The following is a 15876-nucleotide window of genomic DNA, read 5'->3' as shown; positions in this document are numbered from 1 at the left end:
TGGCCGCAATCTGTGGCCGGAAGGGACCCGCCGGGTATACTCAAGGTTCAGCTACGCTCCCTGCTGAGGTGGCTGGCCGGCGGCGTGCTGACGGTCCATAAACCTCCTGCAGGAAGCCAGTACCGGCCGGTGAGAAACCGGTTCAGTCGCCCAATGATGCGCGGACGGCCCTTGGAGGAACAATGTCGCACATCCTGTTACTGACCAACAGCACCGGTTCTTCGGTGGACATCCTGCCTGCCCTCGAATTGCTGAACCACCGGGTCCATATCCTGCCCGCCGAACCCACCGCCCTGCTGGAAACGGACCCCTGCGACATCGTCCTGCTGGACGCCCGCAAGGACCTGGTGGGAGCCCGTTCCCTTACCCAGCTCCTCAAAGCCACCGGCCTCAGCGCCCCGCTGGTGCTGATCCTGACCGAAGGCGGCATGGCCGCGGTCTCCTCGGCTTGGGCTGTTGACGATATCGTCCTTGATTCTGCCGGTCCCGCCGAGGTGGAGGCCCGCATCCGGCTGTCCGTTGCCCGTGCCGTTCCGGAACAGGAAGACGCTCCAAGCGAAATCCGCGCCGCCGGCGTCATCATCGACGAAGCCAGCTACACCGCCCGCGTAAACGGGGCGCCGCTGAACCTGACCTTCAAGGAGTTCGAGCTCCTGAAGTACCTTGCCCAGCACCCCGGCCGCGTCTTCACCCGCCAGCAATTGCTCACCGAGGTCTGGGGCTACGACTACTACGGCGGCACCCGCACCGTGGACGTCCACGTCCGGCGCCTGCGGGCCAAGCTCGGGGCGGACCACGAGAACCTCATCAGCACCGTAAGGAACGTCGGCTACCGCCTCACCCTGGTCCGGCAGCAGGAAGACGAACTCACCGAAGCCTGAGCCCCGGCCCGCGCCGACGTATAGCCTTGGCTCATGACTCCAGCGCATCCGCAGAAGTGGCCCGTCCATGTTGTCCGTGGCGGAGTTGACCAGCAACTCCTGAAAGACTGCCGGGATCTCCTGGCCGCCGCCGAGGAATCGGACGGCAACCCCTCCATTTCCGAGCAGACCCTGGTGACCATGCGTGCCGGGGATTCCGCGGAGCACACGCTGCTGACACTGGCCCTGTATGCCCCGGACGAGGACTCCGATCCCGCCACAGCCCAGGACCTTGCAGGTTTCGCCGTGGTGGTCGAAGAGCCGGACGGCAACGGCATCCTGGAAATCGCCGTCCATCCCTCCTACCGGAACCAGGGAGTGGCGGACCGGCTGGTGGGCGCGCTTAAGGAAGTCCGCGGCTTCGACGGGTTGAAGGCGTGGTCCCACGGGAACCATGAGGCCGCTGCAGACCTTGCCGCCCGCTACGGTTACGCGCCCGTGCGCGAGTTGTGGAAGATGCGGATGACGACGGCGGGAGCGGACCTGCCCGACGCCGGCCTACCGGAGGGTGTGGCGATCCGCACCTTCGTGCCGGGCAAAGACGAGGATTCCTGGCTGGCCGCGAACCGGGCGGCGTTTGCCCACCACCCGGAACAGGGCAACCTCACCAGGGCCGACCTCGAGGCACGCATGGCGGAAGAGTGGTTTGATCCGAACGGGTTCTTCCTGGCCGAGGACCGGGACGGGCGGCTGCTGGGTTACCACTGGACGAAGGTCCACCCGCGGCATGGTGCGCATCCGGCCATCGGCGAGGTGTATGTGGTGGGAGTGACACCGCAGGCGCAGGGCATGGGCCTGGGCAAGGCCCTGACGATTGCGGGCATCAAGCACCTCCGTGACGCGGGGTTGACCGCCGTCATGCTCTACGTCGATGCGGACAACACAGCGGCGGTGGCCCTGTACCGGCGGCTGGGTTTCACCCGATGGGACATGGACGTCATGTACGGCCCTGCGGCGGGCTGAACAGGGCGGCCCCAACTAGCGCCGTCACCGCGTAAAACAAGGGCCGTGGCGTCACTGAATGCTTGTAAGGTTGAAAGGGAGCCGCGCGGGGCGGAAGCGCCGGCACCAGAGCGCCAGCAAAAGGAGCAGCCATGAACCCGGAACCTTCCGGAACAGCCACGTCCCAGGATGTTGCGGTGCCTGTCAGGGCGCGCTTCGGCTCCTCCGAGGTACCGGCATCCAGGGCAACGCAGGACCGCATCGACATCCCGGAGTTCGCACCGAACCTGCAGCCGGAGGGCGACATCCGGCCGGACCGGTTCCTGGACCGCGAGCTGAGCTGGCTCGCCTTCAATTCCCGGGTGCTGGAGCTGGCCGAGGACCCCACCCTCCACCTGCTGGAGCGCGTCAACTTCCTGTCCATCTTCGCCTCCAACCTGGACGAGTTCTTCATGGTCCGCGTGGCCGGCCTCAAGCGCCGCATTGCCACCGGCTTGGCCGTCCCATCCCCTGCCGGGCTGAGCCCCGTCGAGGTGCTGGAGAGCATCAGCGAGGAAGCCCACCGGCTCCAGGCGCGGCACGCCCAGGTGTACGCGGACCAGATCCGGCCCGCGCTGGCGTACGAGCACATCCACCTCATGCAGTGGGACGAACTGGACGACGCCGCCCAGCAGCAGCTCAGCGCCATGTTCGCGGAAAAAGTCTTTCCCATCCTCACTCCCCTTGCCGTTGACCCGGCCCATCCCTTCCCTTACATCTCGGGGCTCTCGCTGAACCTGGCCGTGGTGGTCCGGAACCCCGTCAGCGACAAGGAACTCTTCGCCCGCGTCAAGGTCCCGGACCAGCTGCCGCGGCTGATCTCCATCGACGGTCCCCGCGCCGGTGCCGTACCCGGTCGGGTCGCCCGGTTCATTGCGCTTGAGGAAGTCATTGCCGTCCACCTGGACAAGCTGTTCCCGGGCATGGAGGTCCTGGAACACCACACCTTCCGCGTCACCCGCAACGAGGACGTGGAGGTGGAAGAGGACGACGCCGAAAACCTCCTGCAGGCCCTGGAGAAGGAACTCCTGCGCCGCCGCTTCGGCCCGCCGGTCAGGCTGGAAGTCACCAACGACATCAACCCCAACATCCGGGCGCTCCTGATCCGCGAACTTGGCGTGGAGGAATCCGAGGTGTACTCGGTGCCGGCTCCGCTGGACCTCCGGGGATTGTCGGTCATCGCCGGCATCGACCGGGCCGACCTGCACTACCCCAAGCACGTCCCGCACACCTCCAGGTACCTGAACGAGTCCGAGACCTCCAAGGCCGCGAACGTGTTCGCCGCCATGCGGCGCCGGGACATCCTGCTCCACCACCCGTACGACTCGTTTTCCACCTCCGTCCAGGCGTTCCTGGAACAGGCCGCGGCGGACCCGAAGGTCCAGGCCATCAAGCAGACCCTTTACCGCACCTCCGGCGACTCCCCCATCGTTGATGCACTGATCGACGCTGCCGAGGCCGGCAAGCAGGTCCTGGCCCTGGTGGAGATCAAGGCCCGCTTTGACGAACAGGCCAACATCTCCTGGGCCCGCAAGCTGGAGCAGGCCGGCGTGCACGTTGTCTACGGCATCGTTGGCCTGAAGACGCACTGCAAGCTGTCGCTGGTGGTCCGCCAGGAAGTGGACGGGCTGCGCCGCTACTGCCACATCGGCACGGGCAACTACCACCCCCGCACGGCGCGGTACTACGAGGACCTGGGCCTGCTGACCGCCAACGAGCAGGTGGGCGAGGACCTCTCCAAGTTGTTTAACCAGCTCTCCGGCTACGCGCCGAAGTCCACGTTCAAGCGGCTCCTGGTGGCACCCCGGTCCGTCCGGTCGGGACTCATCGACCGGATCGAGACCGAGATCCGCAACGCCCGTGCGGGGGTGCCGGGGCACGTGCAGATCAAGGTGAACTCCATGGTGGACGAGGCCATCATTGACTCGCTGTACCGCGCATCCCAAGCGGGGGTAAAGGTGGACGTGGTGGTCCGGGGCATCTGCTCGTTGCGCCCCGGTGTTCCCGGCCTGAGCGAGAACATCACGGTCCGCTCCATCCTGGGCCGGTTCCTGGAGCACTCCCGGGTGTTCGCCTTCGCCAATGGTGGTGACCCGGTGGTGTACATCGGCTCCGCGGACATGATGCACCGGAACCTGGACCGCCGGGTGGAGGCCCTGGTCCAGCTGGCAAGCCCGGATGACATCACCTACGTCCTCGACCTCATGCGCCGCTACATGGACCCTGAAACCTCCAGCTGGCACCTGGACAACGAGGGCCACTGGACCCGGCACCACCTGTCCGAGGACGGCAAACCGCTTGAAGACGTCCAGTCCTGGCTGCTGGCATCCCGGCCGCGGCAACGCAGCCTGAGCCGGCGATAGGCAGCCGCGTGTCGAGCGATGCACTCGTAGCTGACCAGACCGACCACCCGGGGGAACCCGTAGCCGTCACGGCTGCGGGCGCCATCCCCTGGCGGATCAACAAGGACCGCCTTGAAGTCCTGCTGATCCACCGGCCCCGCTATGACGACTGGTCCTGGCCCAAGGGAAAGATCGACGCCGGCGAGACAGTCCCCGAGTGCGCTGTCCGTGAGGTCTGGGAAGAGATCGGCCTCCGGGCACCGCTGGGCATACCGCTGCCGCCCATCCACTACCACGTGGCGTCGGGGCTCAAAGTGGTCCACTACTGGGCGGTCAAGGTCAACGGGGACACTTTGGTGCCGGACGGCAAGGAGGTGGACAGCGTTATGTGGTGCGCCCCCGAAAAGGCCGCCCGCCTGCTGTCCAACCCGTCCGACGTCGTCCCCCTTGAATACCTGCGGGACGCGCACGAACGCGGCGCGCTGGACACCTGGCCGCTGCTGGTGCTGCGGCATGCCAAGGCCAAGCCGCGCTCATCCTGGAGCAAGGCTGAGGGCGAGCGTCCACTCGCCGCCACCGGCACACGCCAGGCACAGGCTGTCGGCAGGCTCCTGCAGGCGTGGAAGCCCATGCGGGTGGTCACCAGTCCGTGGCTGCGCTGCGTGGCGACAGTGGCGCCGTACGCACGGGCCACTGGTGCCAAGGTGAAGCTGGCGGAAGGCCTCACGGAGCACAAGCACCAGCGCAGCCCCAAGAAGACAGCCGCCGTCGTCAACTCGCTGTTCGACAAGCAGCGGTCCGTGGTGGTCTGCACGCACCGGCCCGCCCTGCCGACGGTACTCAAGCAATTGGCGGTGCACATGCCTGCAAATCTGGCGAAGCGCCTGCCCGCCCATGAGCCGTACCTCTCTCCGGGCGAGGTGGTGGTTTGCCACGTGGCCTGCAACGGGAGGAAAGGCGTTGTGGCAGTGGAGCAGTTCAAGCCGTTTGACGACTAGGGAACGCCGGGCTTGACCCCGCGGACCGCGCAGCATTGACTTAGTGGACCACGCACACTTTTGGGGGAAAAGTGCAGGCTGCCACGATCGCTGTTGTCCTCGATGTTCCACCTGCGGCCGTTCTCTGGCCGCTCCTGCTCACCGCTGGGGTCTACCTCCTGCTTCGATACCTGATCCGTGGTGCCCGGGGCCACGACGTATCGGCAGCGGTGTCCCGGCACGCGTTCTGTATCGGAGTGCTTGGTGGCTGGGAAGTTCACTGCTTCCGGCAGCCAACGCCGGAATCCTCCCGGTACCGGAAACCGCCAGTGGACCTGTCGAGATTCTGCCGGCCCTCGCCTGGCCGGTTCTCGGCTGCCTGGCCGTGCACATCCTCGGCCAACTGAGCTACCCCCGTGCCCGGACTGTACACGCTGGGGCTGTCCGGCCCATCCGCACCTGCCTGCCGCACCGCCTGTCCTGGACCGTCGCGGCGGTCTTCCTTCTTTCCGCCGTGCAAATCGCATGGACGGCCACCCTGCCCGGATTCGCCGCCCATCCCTACGGTTCGCGTCCGGACGGTTCGGGTGGATATGTCACCTTCGGCGGGGAAGGCCGGATTCCCGGCGTCGAACTCGCGGAGTACCTTGGCGGGGCGCTGTTGGTGCTGGCTGCTGGAACCTTGGCTGTGCTGGCACTGACCGCCCGGCGGCCGCCGATGGCTGGACTGGGCAGTCAGGCCGATGGCCTCCTCAGGACCATTACCGCGAACCGCCTCCTGCGCACGGTCGCAACAGTTGCTGCGGGTCTGGCAGCTATCGCAGGGAACCACGCTGCCCGCCCCGATCCTGGCACCGGGCCGGCCAACTGGTTCAACCCGGCAGGGGTCCTCAACCTGGCGGTCCTGCTGGTGATGCTGCTGTGGGCCCCGCCCCGGCTTCCCGGGAAATCGCCAGCCCGCCGGCGTACGCGAGCCCTGGCCAATCCGGCGATGCAGGGGAACAACCTTCGCGCCGCCGCGGGATCACCCGAAGCGGCCGATACCCAGCCGGTAGACTTGAGGCGTGAGCATCCCAACGCCTTATGAAGACCTCCTGCGCGATGTCCTGGCCACCGGCACCCATAAATCGGACCGCACGGGCACCGGAACCACGAGCGTTTTCGGGCGCCAGATCCGCTTCGACCTCTCCAAAAGCTTCCCGCTTATCACCACAAAGCGGGTCCACTTCAAGTCAGTGGCCGTGGAGCTCCTGTGGTTCCTGCGCGGTGAGACCAACATCAAGTGGATGACGGACCAGGGCGTCACCATCTGGAACGAGTGGGCGGATGAGGACGGGGACCTCGGCCCTGTCTACGGCGTCCAGTGGCGCAGCTGGCCCACCCCGGACGGCGGCCACATCGACCAGATCGCCGAACTCATGGAGAACCTGAAGTCGAATCCCGACTCGCGCAGGCACATCGTGTCCGCGTGGAACGTCTCCGAACTGAACGACATGGCGCTCCCGCCCTGCCACGCTTTCTTCCAGTTCTACGTGGCCAACGGCAAGCTCTCCTGCCAGCTCTACCAGCGCTCCGCGGACATGTTCCTGGGCGTGCCCTTCAACATCGCCTCCTACGCGCTGCTCACCTGCATGATTGCGCAGCAGGTCGGCCTGGAACCGGGCGAGTTCGTGTGGACCGGCGGGGATGTGCACATCTACGAGAACCACATGGACCAGGTCCTCAAGCAGCTGGAACGCGAGCCCTACGAATACCCGCAGCTGAAGATCACGCGCAAGCCGGCGTCGATCTTCGATTACACGCTGGAGGACTTCGAAGTGGTGGGCTACAAGCACCACCCCACGATCAAGGCACCGATCGCCGTATGAGCACCGAAAACTCCACGGATCCCCAGTCCTTTACGGAGGAGCTGGCCGCCTCTATCAGCGGCGTCGGGTTGGTCTGGGCACAGACTTCCGACGGTGTGATCGGCAAGGACGGGGACATGCCCTGGCACCTGCCCGAGGACCTGAAGCACTTCACCCGGCTCACCACAGGCCACCCCGTCATCATGGGCCGCAAGACCTGGCTGTCCTTCCCGGACAAGTACCGTCCCCTGCCCGGCCGCACCAATATCGTCATCACCCGGCAGAAAAGCTGGGCCGACACGCCTGAGGCGGAGGGCGCCGTCGTGGTTCCCTCCCTGGATGACGCGCTCCTTGAGTCGCAGTTTGTCGACGGCGGCGAGACGGTATGGATCCTGGGCGGCGGCGAAGTGTTCCGCCAGTCCACCGAGCTCGCCAACGTCGCGGTGGTCACCACCATCGATGTGAAGGCCGACGGCGACACGTTCGCTCCCGAGCTTGGCCCCAGTTGGGAGGCGTCCGCCTCCGTTCCGCCGGACGGGTGGCTGACGGCCGCCAACGGCACGCGCTACCGATTCACAAAATGGTCACGGACCGAGGGCTAGGAACATGCTGAAAAAACCGGAAACCCTGTTCGTCCTGGGCTACATGCTGCTGCCCCTGCTGGCGCTGCTGTCCGCGCTCGTGGGGCTGACCATGATCCTGGGCGGCAACAAGATCGCCGGCGCCATTGTGCTGGTGGTGGTCACGCAGGTCTTCACCTTTGGCGCGTTCTTCGCGCTGCGGGCGCGGAAAGCTGCCGTGCTGGAGCAGTCGGACCAAAGCTAGCGCTTACGGCAGCGGGATGGGGAGACCGCCCCATGGAAGCCGGCTTGGTCCTGCCCTAGGCTGGGGCACACAGCACTCTGGGGGCTGTTGGATGAATATTGGGGGGAATCCTGGTGGCAGGAACTTTGTGGGGCGCCGACGTAGAGCAACTGCGGACCCTCGCGCAGCAGTTCAGCAAGACGGCGGAACTGCTGCAGCAGCAGTCGACGCAGCTGAGCAGCCAGATCAACAACAATCCGGCCTGGAGGGGCGCTGACGCCCAGCGGTTCCGGTCTGACTGGAACAGCAGCCACCGCACACTCCTTCAGCAAACTGTCTCGCGGCTGAAGCAGGAATCAAAGGTGCTGCTCAAGAACGCAGATGAGCAGGAGAAGGCCAGCACCAACGGCGCAGGCGCCGTTGGTGGACCGGGTGCCGGTGCGCCCGCCGGCAACAACGGTCCGCGCCCGCCAATCCCGGGGCAGGGCAGCAACGATCCCTGGGGCCCGGACTGGCTCACGGATCCAAACTCCCCGTTCCGCAGCGGCTGGGATATTTACAACCTCACCAAGGCGCTACCGAATCTCCGGGCAGGACTGTTCGATCTTCCCCACTTCATCGGCAAGGCAGACAACCTCGGCGAGTTCCTCTTCTCCAGGGACTTCCGGACCGTGGCGAAGACATTCCAGGACTCGAACATGCTGAGCCAGTATTTCAACACCTCTTCAGAGTTGTTCGACGGCAGGTGGGACACTGCCCTAAACCTCGCCGAGGGCGGAAAGGCGGCCAAGTTCTTCGAGTTCGGCGGTAAGGCCTTGGGCGGAATCGGGGTAGGTCTTGATGTGCTTGACACCGTCAACAACATCAAGGAAGGCGACGGAGGGGCAGCCTTCTACTCTGGAATCAAGGCTGGCCTGGGAGTGGCGAGTTTCGCTCCCCCTCCTGTAGGAACAGCGGCGATGGTAGCGTCCGGCGCACTGGCCATCTACGACAATGTTCCGGTAGTAAAGGAGACAGTCAATGCCATCGGCGGGTCCATCGCTGATGGTGCCAAGGAAGCCTGGGAAGGCGCCGGGGATGCCGCCGAAAAAGTCGGCGACTTCTTTGGATTCTGAGCCCACAACGAGAGGTATCGACGATGACTGAGACAACTGCGGAAGCCACCGCCATACCGGATGCCATCGGATACGGCTTTGCCGAGATAGCTGCCCTTGCAACCCTCCGGGGCGGCGAGGCTGGAGTGCTCAGCGCGGAAGCCCTTAGAGTGGCCGGCTACCTGGACAACACGGACATGGTGAGCGCAGGTGCGTCGTCCCTGGTGGCCCGTGGCCTGGCCAAAGCCGAAAGCGATGGACTCCTCTCCGTATCAGGACCAACTGCCGCGGTCGCCGCTGTCCTTTCTTCCGCCAGCCGTCGCATTGAAATATCGCTGCTCACCGCAGAAGGGGGCGATAGCGTTATCTGCATGGAAGGCGAGGACCTGCATCTCCTGTTCCAGCCCCGCGCCTACTTCACATGGTGGGCGATGGCGCAGAGACCCGACGTCACGGCCGCCGAGGCCAACCTCCTGGTCATCAAACAGCATCTGCGCGACAACCCCCACGGCGGTGCCACGCTCCGGCGCCGCGAGGATCCCACGGGACAGACCCTGTATGTGAAGAAGGGCGGCGACGAGTCCTGGACTATCGGCCTCTCCACCCCCGGACAAAAAGACATAGCCGAAACCAGGGGTGTGGACGACGCCGTTCTCCTTGGCCAAATCCAAATCATCCGTCAGGACTGACTGTGACATTCGACCGCGACCGCGAACGCCGCAATGACGCCGTCTATGCCGAACACAAGGCAGCGCTTGCGCGGGGTGAGAAGCGGGTACTGCGCAGGACAGATACAGGCGAACTGCACAGCTACCCGGGCGACGAGATCGGATTTTCACCCGGCCGTGGACATGTGCAGGTACAGTCATGGTGGGGCATGGGAATCCTCACCGCCGTCATGGCGGTCCTGGTCATTCTTTCCCTGGTGATACTGCTGAGGCCCGTAACCGACGGTGGCCAGCCGTTCTGGGCCGCCCTGCTTCTCACCGCGTTCGGGATTTTCGGAGCTTGGTACACCTTCTCCATGGCGAGGGATGAATATCGGGCCAAGAAGCTGCGCAAGGAACGAAATGCACCGGAACCTCGGGCAGGACATGTCAACCAGTGATTCTCCGCACAGGCTCCGACCGCCTGCGGCTCCCCGATGAAGCGCGAGTCACCCAGGGCGATCGATCCTGCCGTAGAGAAGCTACTCGTGGATCGGCCTTACTTCTATGCCACGGGGATGGAACGCACGGTCTTCGCGTATACGAAGGACGAATGGGGCATCGGCGGCTCCCAGCCAACCGGAAACAACTCGGTTCACACTGTAACGGGTCTGTTTGTCGTGAGAGCCCTTATGACCATCCCCGCCTTCGGCGCACCGCTGATGCTGATCGTCGCACTCGCCAGCCTCAATGTGATTGTCGCCATTTTCGGAGTCCTGGGGACGGCCCTCTTCACCGGAGGCTGGCTCCTGGGAATCGGCAGCCTACGCCGCGAGCTGCGGGCTGCCAAACTGCGCACGCTGAAGGGACTGCCTAAACCGCGGTTCGCCCTCACCGACGACCAGGCGCGCGCCTGGTTCGAATCAAAACCGTCCCACATCGCCATTACCCGCGACAACTTTCCTGACAGCACGCGCCCGTTTCCTGGGGACGCGCACGCAACCTAGCAGTCCGGGCTCCCTGGCGCTCAACCCGGGACCGCACGGCTGCTCACCCAAACGGCTAAAAACGGAAGTGGAAATTTATGGACAACGCCGATACTCCTATAGCAAATCATGGCTGAATGAGTCCGGGGACAGCGATTCCGTGCCGGAACAGAGGTCCTGTGGTGCTGTCGACTTGATGAGGTGGCCCTCAGGAAGAAGCCGGGAGCCACGGTTCAGAGCTGGCAATTGCTACGAACCGTTTGCCCATGAGTTCGTATCCCGCCGCGTCGGGGTGCAGATCATCTGGCAGGTGCTTCGCGTCGTCGGCACCAAACAGGTGGAGTCCGTCAAGGAAATAGATGTTCGGGTCATTTGTGGACCGCGACTCAACGATGGACCCAAGTATCTTTCGGATTTCAACCAAGGTCAGTTGCCCGTCGTTGGGGCGGCGCGGAATGTCGCTTCCACGAGCGGTTGCGTTTTCGACCATCGTCGGGCCGGGGGTCTCCTCATGAGCCGGACAGAATATCGGTGCCATGACGACGATGGGTGTCTCCGGCTGCCCTTCACGGATTGTGTCCAGGAAACCGTGAACGGCCGGCCCGAAGGTGCGCTTCCGAAAGGTCGCGCCATTGACCACGTTGATGCCAAGTTTGAGCGTGATGAGTGCAGCCGGCTCGTCTCTGATGGATCGGGCAGTGAAGGGGTCAAGCTGCGCCGAGCCGCCGAGCCCGAGATTTAGCAAGTCCAAACGCAGTTCACGCGCGGCTATGACGGACCAGACGCCCAAAGGTGTTTCGGCCTCAGAAGCCTGGCTGATGGAGCTTCCATAGTGGATCCAGCGGGGATCGGTTCGTGGTCCCGGCCGCAACTCGGAATCAGCACGCAGCCGATGCAGTCGAACGCTGCAGTTGTGTGGCAGCCACACCTCAATGGTCTGGTCGGCGTCAACGGGTGGTAGCTCGAACCGTACAAAGGTGGGCGCACCCTGGATCGTGGCGGGCGGCTGACCTGGCTGTATCTGCAGAATATGGCCCTCTTCGAAGAAGGCGCTTTCCTCATGAGCGCCTCCTGCGGTGACGGTCACCGCTGCAGGCCGGGCGGGGAATCCGAGCCACTCCAGCGAAACTCGAGTGAATGTCATTTCCAACTCGATCCAACTGGCCTTCGTGGTAAACACCAGCCGGACTCCGGAGCCCTCGGAGGAAGCTCGCCCAATCATCGGATCATCGCCGTACTGTGCGCGTGTCCACTCCGGAAGACGCGAAACGCTGATTCCGTCTGCCGCCGGCTCTACATGCAGTGCTCCGCGGACCGCATCGCGGATCAGGGCAAAGTCTCCGCCAATAAGGTCCAACTCGGTCACAGGTGATGATGTCATCGTCGGACTCCTCAAAAGTTCCAGGGCGAACGTGCGCTGCTTTTCCCTTCAGGGTTCCTCACAGAGAACCAAATCGACATTAGAAATTTCATTGAGTGAATCCAGAGATGGTGGTGCCGTTGGGTTGTCCCGGGGCCGGGGGAGAGGCAGGCTCGTGGGGCTCGCCCTGGTTTCGGCTGCGCTTCAACCAGTTGATGGGCGTCCGCTGGCGCGGCCGGCTGTTGGGTCCAGGGCGCGCCGTCGCAGAGCTCCGGACCCCCTGAACCTGGTCTGTCTACGACGTTTTTGGACTAACAGAACCGGGCCACCGAAGTTGTGGGTATTACTGTCCTATCAAGCCGGCCGGACTGGTAACGGCATTTGACAGCGAAAGCCCGCCTGACGCCGTCGTATTTTATGACCGGACCCCGGCGCCGGGCGTGACGTAACCGACTGCGCCCTTCCGTATGCGAAGTCTAAACTGGACCAATGACTACAGCAGCTACCCCTTCCGTCGGCCTGGTCGGATGGCGCGGCATGGTCGGTTCCGTCCTGATGCAGCGCATGCAGGACGAGGGCGACTTCGCCAACATCAATCCGGTGTTCTTCTCCACCTCCAACGCGGGAGGTGCCGCGCCGTCCTTCGCTGACGGGGCCGGCAAGCTCGAGAATGCGTTCGACCTCGACACCCTGGCCAAGCTGCCCATTATCGTCACCGCCCAGGGCGGCGACTACACCAAGCAGGTCCACGGCGAGCTGCGCAGCCGCGGCTGGGACGGCCTCTGGATCGACGCCGCCTCCACCCTGCGCATGAACGACGACTCGATCATCGTGCTGGACCCCATCAACCGCGATGTCATCGACAAGGGCTTGGTCAACGGCACCAAGGACTTCATCGGCGGCAACTGCACCGTCTCCTGCATGCTCATGGGCCTCGGCGGCCTGTTCAAGAACGGCCTGGTGGAGTGGGGCACCTCCATGACTTACCAGGCAGCCTCCGGCGGCGGCGCCCGGCACATGCGCGAACTGCTCAGCCAGTTCGGCACGCTCAACGCCGAGGTCAGCACCGAACTGGACGACCCGGCGTCGGCCATCCTGGACATCGACCGCAAGGTCTTGGCCCACCAGCGCACGGACATCGACGCCACCCAGTTCGGCGTCCCCCTGGCCGGCTCCCTGATCCCCTGGATTGACGCGGACCTGGGCAACGGCCAGTCCAAGGAAGAGTGGAAGGCCGGGGTGGAAACCAACAAGATCCTGGGCACCACGGACGAAAACCATGTGATCATGGACGGCCTCTGCGTCCGCATCGGGGCCATGCGCTCCCACTCCCAGGCCCTGACGCTGAAGCTCCGCGAGGACCTGTCCGTCGCCGAGATCGAAAAGCTCCTGGACGAGGACAACCAGTGGGCCAAGGTGGTTCCCAACACCAAGGAAGCCTCCATGGCCGAGCTGACCCCGGTGGCCGCCTCCGGCACCTTGGACATCCCGGTGGGCCGCATCCGCAAGATGGAGATGGGCCCGCAGTACATCAGCGCGTTCACCGTGGGCGACCAGCTCCTCTGGGGCGCCGCCGAGCCACTGCGCCGCATGCTCAACATCGCCACCGGCAACCTGTAGCCGTTACAGCCGAAAAAGGGGCCCGGTCCGCACAAGAATGCTTGTGCAGACCGGGCCCCTTTGTCGCATTCACCGGTGACCGGCGGCGTTGCTGGCCGGCGGTGGCGTGTTTGGCGAGGCCTGGGCGTTGGCACCCTGGCGGACGGTCACCATTGGCAACCCACTGTTCTTCACTGCCGCCATATGGGAATCGAGCACGGCAGTGTCCGTATGGTAAATATCCTGGCCGAGGCTCACTCCCACCTCGTGGTAGACCAACACCAGCCACGTGTTGTTTGCTTTCGCGGTATTGATCCAGCGCTGCACGGTGGCGGTGGTGGTGCTGGAATCGACGGTTTGGACAAGGATGTTGTATGCGTCGAAACCGGCCTGGGCATTGAACCCGTCGTCGGTGTTGCGCTGGGTGGCGTAGTGCTTCCGGACGGCCGCAGTGGTGGTTGCGTCGTACGCCCCATAGGGTGAGGCGAAATCCAGTCCCACGGAGGGACCAAACATCTGTTGCAGCGTGGCTTTGCTCTGCGCAAGCTCGTTCTCGAGCTCGGCGGCGGAAAGTTTGGTCAGGTCCGGGTGGGTCACAGTGTGGGACGCGATCTCGTCACCCCGGCTTGCAAAGGCCTGGATTTGGGCCTGCGACATGTAATCCGAAGTATTGATGGATCCCGAGAGGACGTACATCGTGGCCGGAACTCCGTACTTCTCCAGGATGGGCAGTGCATTGTCGTACTGGCTGGCCCAGCCGTCGTCGAATGTCACACTCACCATTGCGCCTGCGGCGTGCGCGGCTGGGGCAACCCCAAGCGAAGCGGCGAACAGTATCAAGGTGACGGAGAAGGGAGCAGCCAACCATTTGAGCGATCGCCTCCTCTGCCGAAGCGCGGGCCTCATCACTTGGATTCGATCCCTGATGTTCATTTCGTCCCCGCCCCTGCGGTGGTAGTTCCCGCTCTGGCGGAAAGTCCTGCCTGGTGAAGCGGGCAGTCGCCCACAGTCCCGGCAAGCTGGGCGGCCGCCTTCACTCAGTGAAGACAAGGTAAACCCGTCTGACCCGTACGGCTAGGGTTGCCACTACGCGATTTGGACGTGGCCACCCCCATACACCCAGCCCAACCTCGGCGGAGAGGCGAACAGAAGGCCCCTGGACCCTTTGTCAGTCGACAAGGAAAGCAAGGTAGCGTTTGGCAGCGCGGGCAAGGGCGGCCTGTGCTGCGGGGCCCATTGGCTGGGTCCCCTCAAAGAGTTCGGGTACGACGACGGCACGCGGCCCGGTGCCCTGCAGCGCCCAGGTGCCAATCACCTTCCCCGCGGCGACCACCGTCTTCTTGAAGACGCCGTTCCCGCCGGGCACGATCAGATCGGCATGCCCGGGGTCCAGGACGTGTGTCCGGTCCGTGTAGCCCAGGACGAACTCGTCAAAACCCGGCAGCAGGTGCAGGGACCGCGCACCCGGAAGGCCCGTATCCAGGAGGGCGGCCACATCAGGTGAGAGCCAGTAGGTGGTGCCCTCGAACTCCAGTTCCACCAACTCCTGGCGGACGCGCTCAAACGCGCCCCGGACCTCGGTCAGCGGCAACTGTGTCCACCAGGCGAAGTCGCGGAGCGTGGCCGGCCCGTGGCTACGGAAGTAGCGGAGGAGGAATCCGGCCAGAGCCTCCTCGCGTGCCAGGGCGCGGGACGCCGGGATCCATTGATCGAAGGCCGCGATCAGCTGCTGGTTTCCGGCAAAGGGCCCCAGCACCAGCCACCCGTGCCGGCACAGCGAACCCAGGAGATGGATCCCCCGCTGGCCCTGCGTCGGCTGGCCACCGGCGTCGAACACCCTGAACAGCCCGGCGCGGCTGATGGGACCCTCAGACAGGATGCGGTCCAGCGCCAAGTCGCGTGCCTTCTCCACGTCGGTCCATGCGATGCCCAGCTGCCGGTGGCGGCCCGCGATGCTCCTGGCCAGCCGCTCGGCCGTGAGCTCCAGCATCCAGCGCAGGTCCTCAGGAGCCACCAGATGCAGCGTCCCGCGCATGGGCCAGGAGCGGACCACCGCACCGCTGTTGATCGCAGCCCTGACGTCTGCGATCCCTGCCCCGGGCACCCGGACACCTACCGCCCACAGTGCCGCCTGCAGGTCCTGTGCCTGCATGGCGGTCATCCACCGAACCAGCTCCGCAGCGGACGCGGCACCATTATCAGCGAGCCGCTGGGACGCGAGCCTCAGCCGCCCCATGGTCCTTGGGTCGCGCAAAGCAGCTTGTGCAGCCATGCGCCCATCCTAGGCCCGGTAGCAGGGGCGGGACCCGGATTGGGCGG

16 protein-coding genes are annotated in these 15876 nt (G+C 64.8%); 13 read left to right on the top strand and 3 right to left on the bottom strand.

The window, feature by feature from the left end; genetic code table 11:
• Positions 1 to 182 precede the first annotated feature (182 nt).
• From FBY30_RS11940 to FBY30_RS11885, 12 genes are all read left to right on the top strand, one after another.
• Positions 183 to 881, top strand: coding sequence for a winged helix-turn-helix transcriptional regulator (locus FBY30_RS11940; protein WP_018769102.1), 699 nt, complete (start codon positions 183 to 185; stop codon positions 879 to 881).
• Positions 882 to 914: 33 nt separating this feature from the next.
• Complete coding sequence (gene mshD / locus FBY30_RS11935) at positions 915 to 1883, top strand: mycothiol synthase (RefSeq protein ID WP_142133065.1); 969 nt, start codon at positions 915 to 917, stop codon at positions 1881 to 1883.
• Positions 1884 to 2014: 131 nt separating this feature from the next.
• Positions 2015 to 4264: an RNA degradosome polyphosphate kinase gene (locus tag FBY30_RS11930; RefSeq protein WP_142133064.1), complete on the top strand. Its 2250-nt coding sequence runs from the start codon at positions 2015 to 2017 to the stop codon at positions 4262 to 4264.
• 8 nt (positions 4265 to 4272) lie between these two features.
• On the top strand, positions 4273 to 5241 hold the full coding sequence (locus tag FBY30_RS11925; RefSeq protein ID WP_142133063.1) for an NUDIX hydrolase: 969 nt from the start codon (positions 4273 to 4275) through the stop codon (positions 5239 to 5241).
• Positions 5242 to 5605: 364 nt separating this feature from the next.
• Positions 5606 to 6307 (top strand): hypothetical protein, encoded by a 702-nt coding sequence (locus tag FBY30_RS11920; RefSeq protein ID WP_142133062.1) that lies wholly within the window; start codon positions 5606 to 5608, stop codon positions 6305 to 6307.
• Positions 6285 to 7088, top strand: a complete 804-nt coding sequence (locus tag FBY30_RS11915; RefSeq protein ID WP_142133061.1) for a thymidylate synthase — start codon at positions 6285 to 6287, stop codon at positions 7086 to 7088. Before FBY30_RS11920 ends, FBY30_RS11915 begins: the two co-directional genes overlap by 23 nt.
• Positions 7085 to 7669, top strand: a complete 585-nt coding sequence (locus FBY30_RS11910) for a dihydrofolate reductase (protein WP_142133060.1) — start codon at positions 7085 to 7087, stop codon at positions 7667 to 7669. Before FBY30_RS11915 ends, FBY30_RS11910 begins: the two co-directional genes overlap by 4 nt.
• Before the next feature lie 4 nt (positions 7670 to 7673).
• Positions 7674 to 7892 carry an NF038396 family protein gene (locus FBY30_RS11905; RefSeq protein ID WP_142133059.1) on the top strand — a complete coding sequence of 73 codons (219 nt, stop codon included), beginning with the start codon at positions 7674 to 7676 and terminating at the stop codon, positions 7890 to 7892.
• 113 nt (positions 7893 to 8005) lie between these two features.
• Positions 8006 to 8986, top strand: coding sequence for a hypothetical protein (locus tag FBY30_RS11900; protein WP_235009430.1), 981 nt, complete (start codon positions 8006 to 8008; stop codon positions 8984 to 8986).
• Positions 8987 to 9009: 23 nt separating this feature from the next.
• On the top strand, positions 9010 to 9654 hold the full coding sequence (locus tag FBY30_RS11895) for a hypothetical protein (protein ID WP_142133058.1): 645 nt from the start codon (positions 9010 to 9012) through the stop codon (positions 9652 to 9654).
• A gap of 2 nt (positions 9655 to 9656) precedes the next feature.
• Positions 9657 to 10073: a hypothetical protein gene (locus FBY30_RS11890; protein ID WP_142133057.1), complete on the top strand. Its 417-nt coding sequence runs from the start codon at positions 9657 to 9659 to the stop codon at positions 10071 to 10073.
• An 87-nt stretch (positions 10074 to 10160) separates the two neighbouring features.
• Positions 10161 to 10619: a hypothetical protein gene (locus tag FBY30_RS11885; RefSeq protein WP_142133056.1), complete on the top strand. Its 459-nt coding sequence runs from the start codon at positions 10161 to 10163 to the stop codon at positions 10617 to 10619.
• Between the two features lie 187 nt (positions 10620 to 10806).
• Here the strand turns inward: FBY30_RS11885 and FBY30_RS11880 are convergent, their stop codons facing one another.
• Entirely contained in the window at positions 10807 to 11979 is a 1173-nt protein-coding gene (locus FBY30_RS11880; protein WP_142133055.1) for a GDSL-type esterase/lipase family protein, read from the bottom strand.
• 468 nt (positions 11980 to 12447) lie between these two features.
• On the opposite strand from FBY30_RS11880, the gene asd reads away from it, so the two are divergent.
• Positions 12448 to 13578 (top strand): aspartate-semialdehyde dehydrogenase, encoded by a 1131-nt coding sequence (asd, locus tag FBY30_RS11875; protein WP_142133054.1) that lies wholly within the window; start codon positions 12448 to 12450, stop codon positions 13576 to 13578.
• Between the two features lie 69 nt (positions 13579 to 13647).
• On the opposite strand, the gene FBY30_RS11870 is transcribed toward asd, so the two are convergent.
• A complete protein-coding gene (locus FBY30_RS11870) occupies positions 13648 to 14331 on the bottom strand; it encodes a polysaccharide deacetylase family protein (RefSeq protein ID WP_160141467.1) in 684 nt (227 codons plus the stop codon).
• A 394-nt stretch (positions 14332 to 14725) separates the two neighbouring features.
• On the bottom strand, positions 14726 to 15829 hold the full coding sequence (locus FBY30_RS11865; RefSeq protein WP_142133052.1) for a winged helix DNA-binding domain-containing protein: 1104 nt from the start codon (positions 15827 to 15829) through the stop codon (positions 14726 to 14728).
• Positions 15830 to 15876 lie beyond the last annotated feature (47 nt).

Source organism: Arthrobacter sp. SLBN-83 (assembly GCF_006715285.1).
Taxonomy (GTDB): domain Bacteria; phylum Actinomycetota; class Actinomycetes; order Actinomycetales; family Micrococcaceae; genus Arthrobacter.
Note: the sequence above shows the minus strand (reverse complement) of the source record. Positions and strands in the feature narration are given on the sequence as shown.

Excerpts from the sequence above, each read along its gene's own strand:
- FBY30_RS11865 (WP_142133052.1), bottom strand. The coding sequence starts at position 15,829 with ATGGCTGCACAAGCTGCTTTGCGCGACCCAAGGACCATGGGGCGGCTG.
- FBY30_RS11910 (WP_142133060.1), top strand. The coding sequence starts at position 7,085 with ATGAGCACCGAAAACTCCACGGATCCCCAGTCCTTTACGGAGGAGCTG.
- FBY30_RS11930 (WP_142133064.1), top strand. The coding sequence starts at position 2,015 with ATGAACCCGGAACCTTCCGGAACAGCCACGTCCCAGGATGTTGCGGTG.
- mshD (WP_142133065.1), top strand. The coding sequence starts at position 915 with ATGACTCCAGCGCATCCGCAGAAGTGGCCCGTCCATGTTGTCCGTGGC.
- FBY30_RS11905 (WP_142133059.1), top strand. The coding sequence starts at position 7,674 with ATGCTGAAAAAACCGGAAACCCTGTTCGTCCTGGGCTACATGCTGCTG.
- asd (WP_142133054.1), top strand. The coding sequence starts at position 12,448 with ATGACTACAGCAGCTACCCCTTCCGTCGGCCTGGTCGGATGGCGCGGC.
- FBY30_RS11940 (WP_018769102.1), top strand. The coding sequence starts at position 183 with ATGTCGCACATCCTGTTACTGACCAACAGCACCGGTTCTTCGGTGGAC.
- FBY30_RS11895 (WP_142133058.1), top strand. The coding sequence starts at position 9,010 with ATGACTGAGACAACTGCGGAAGCCACCGCCATACCGGATGCCATCGGA.
- FBY30_RS11880 (WP_142133055.1), bottom strand. The coding sequence starts at position 11,979 with ATGACATCATCACCTGTGACCGAGTTGGACCTTATTGGCGGAGACTTT.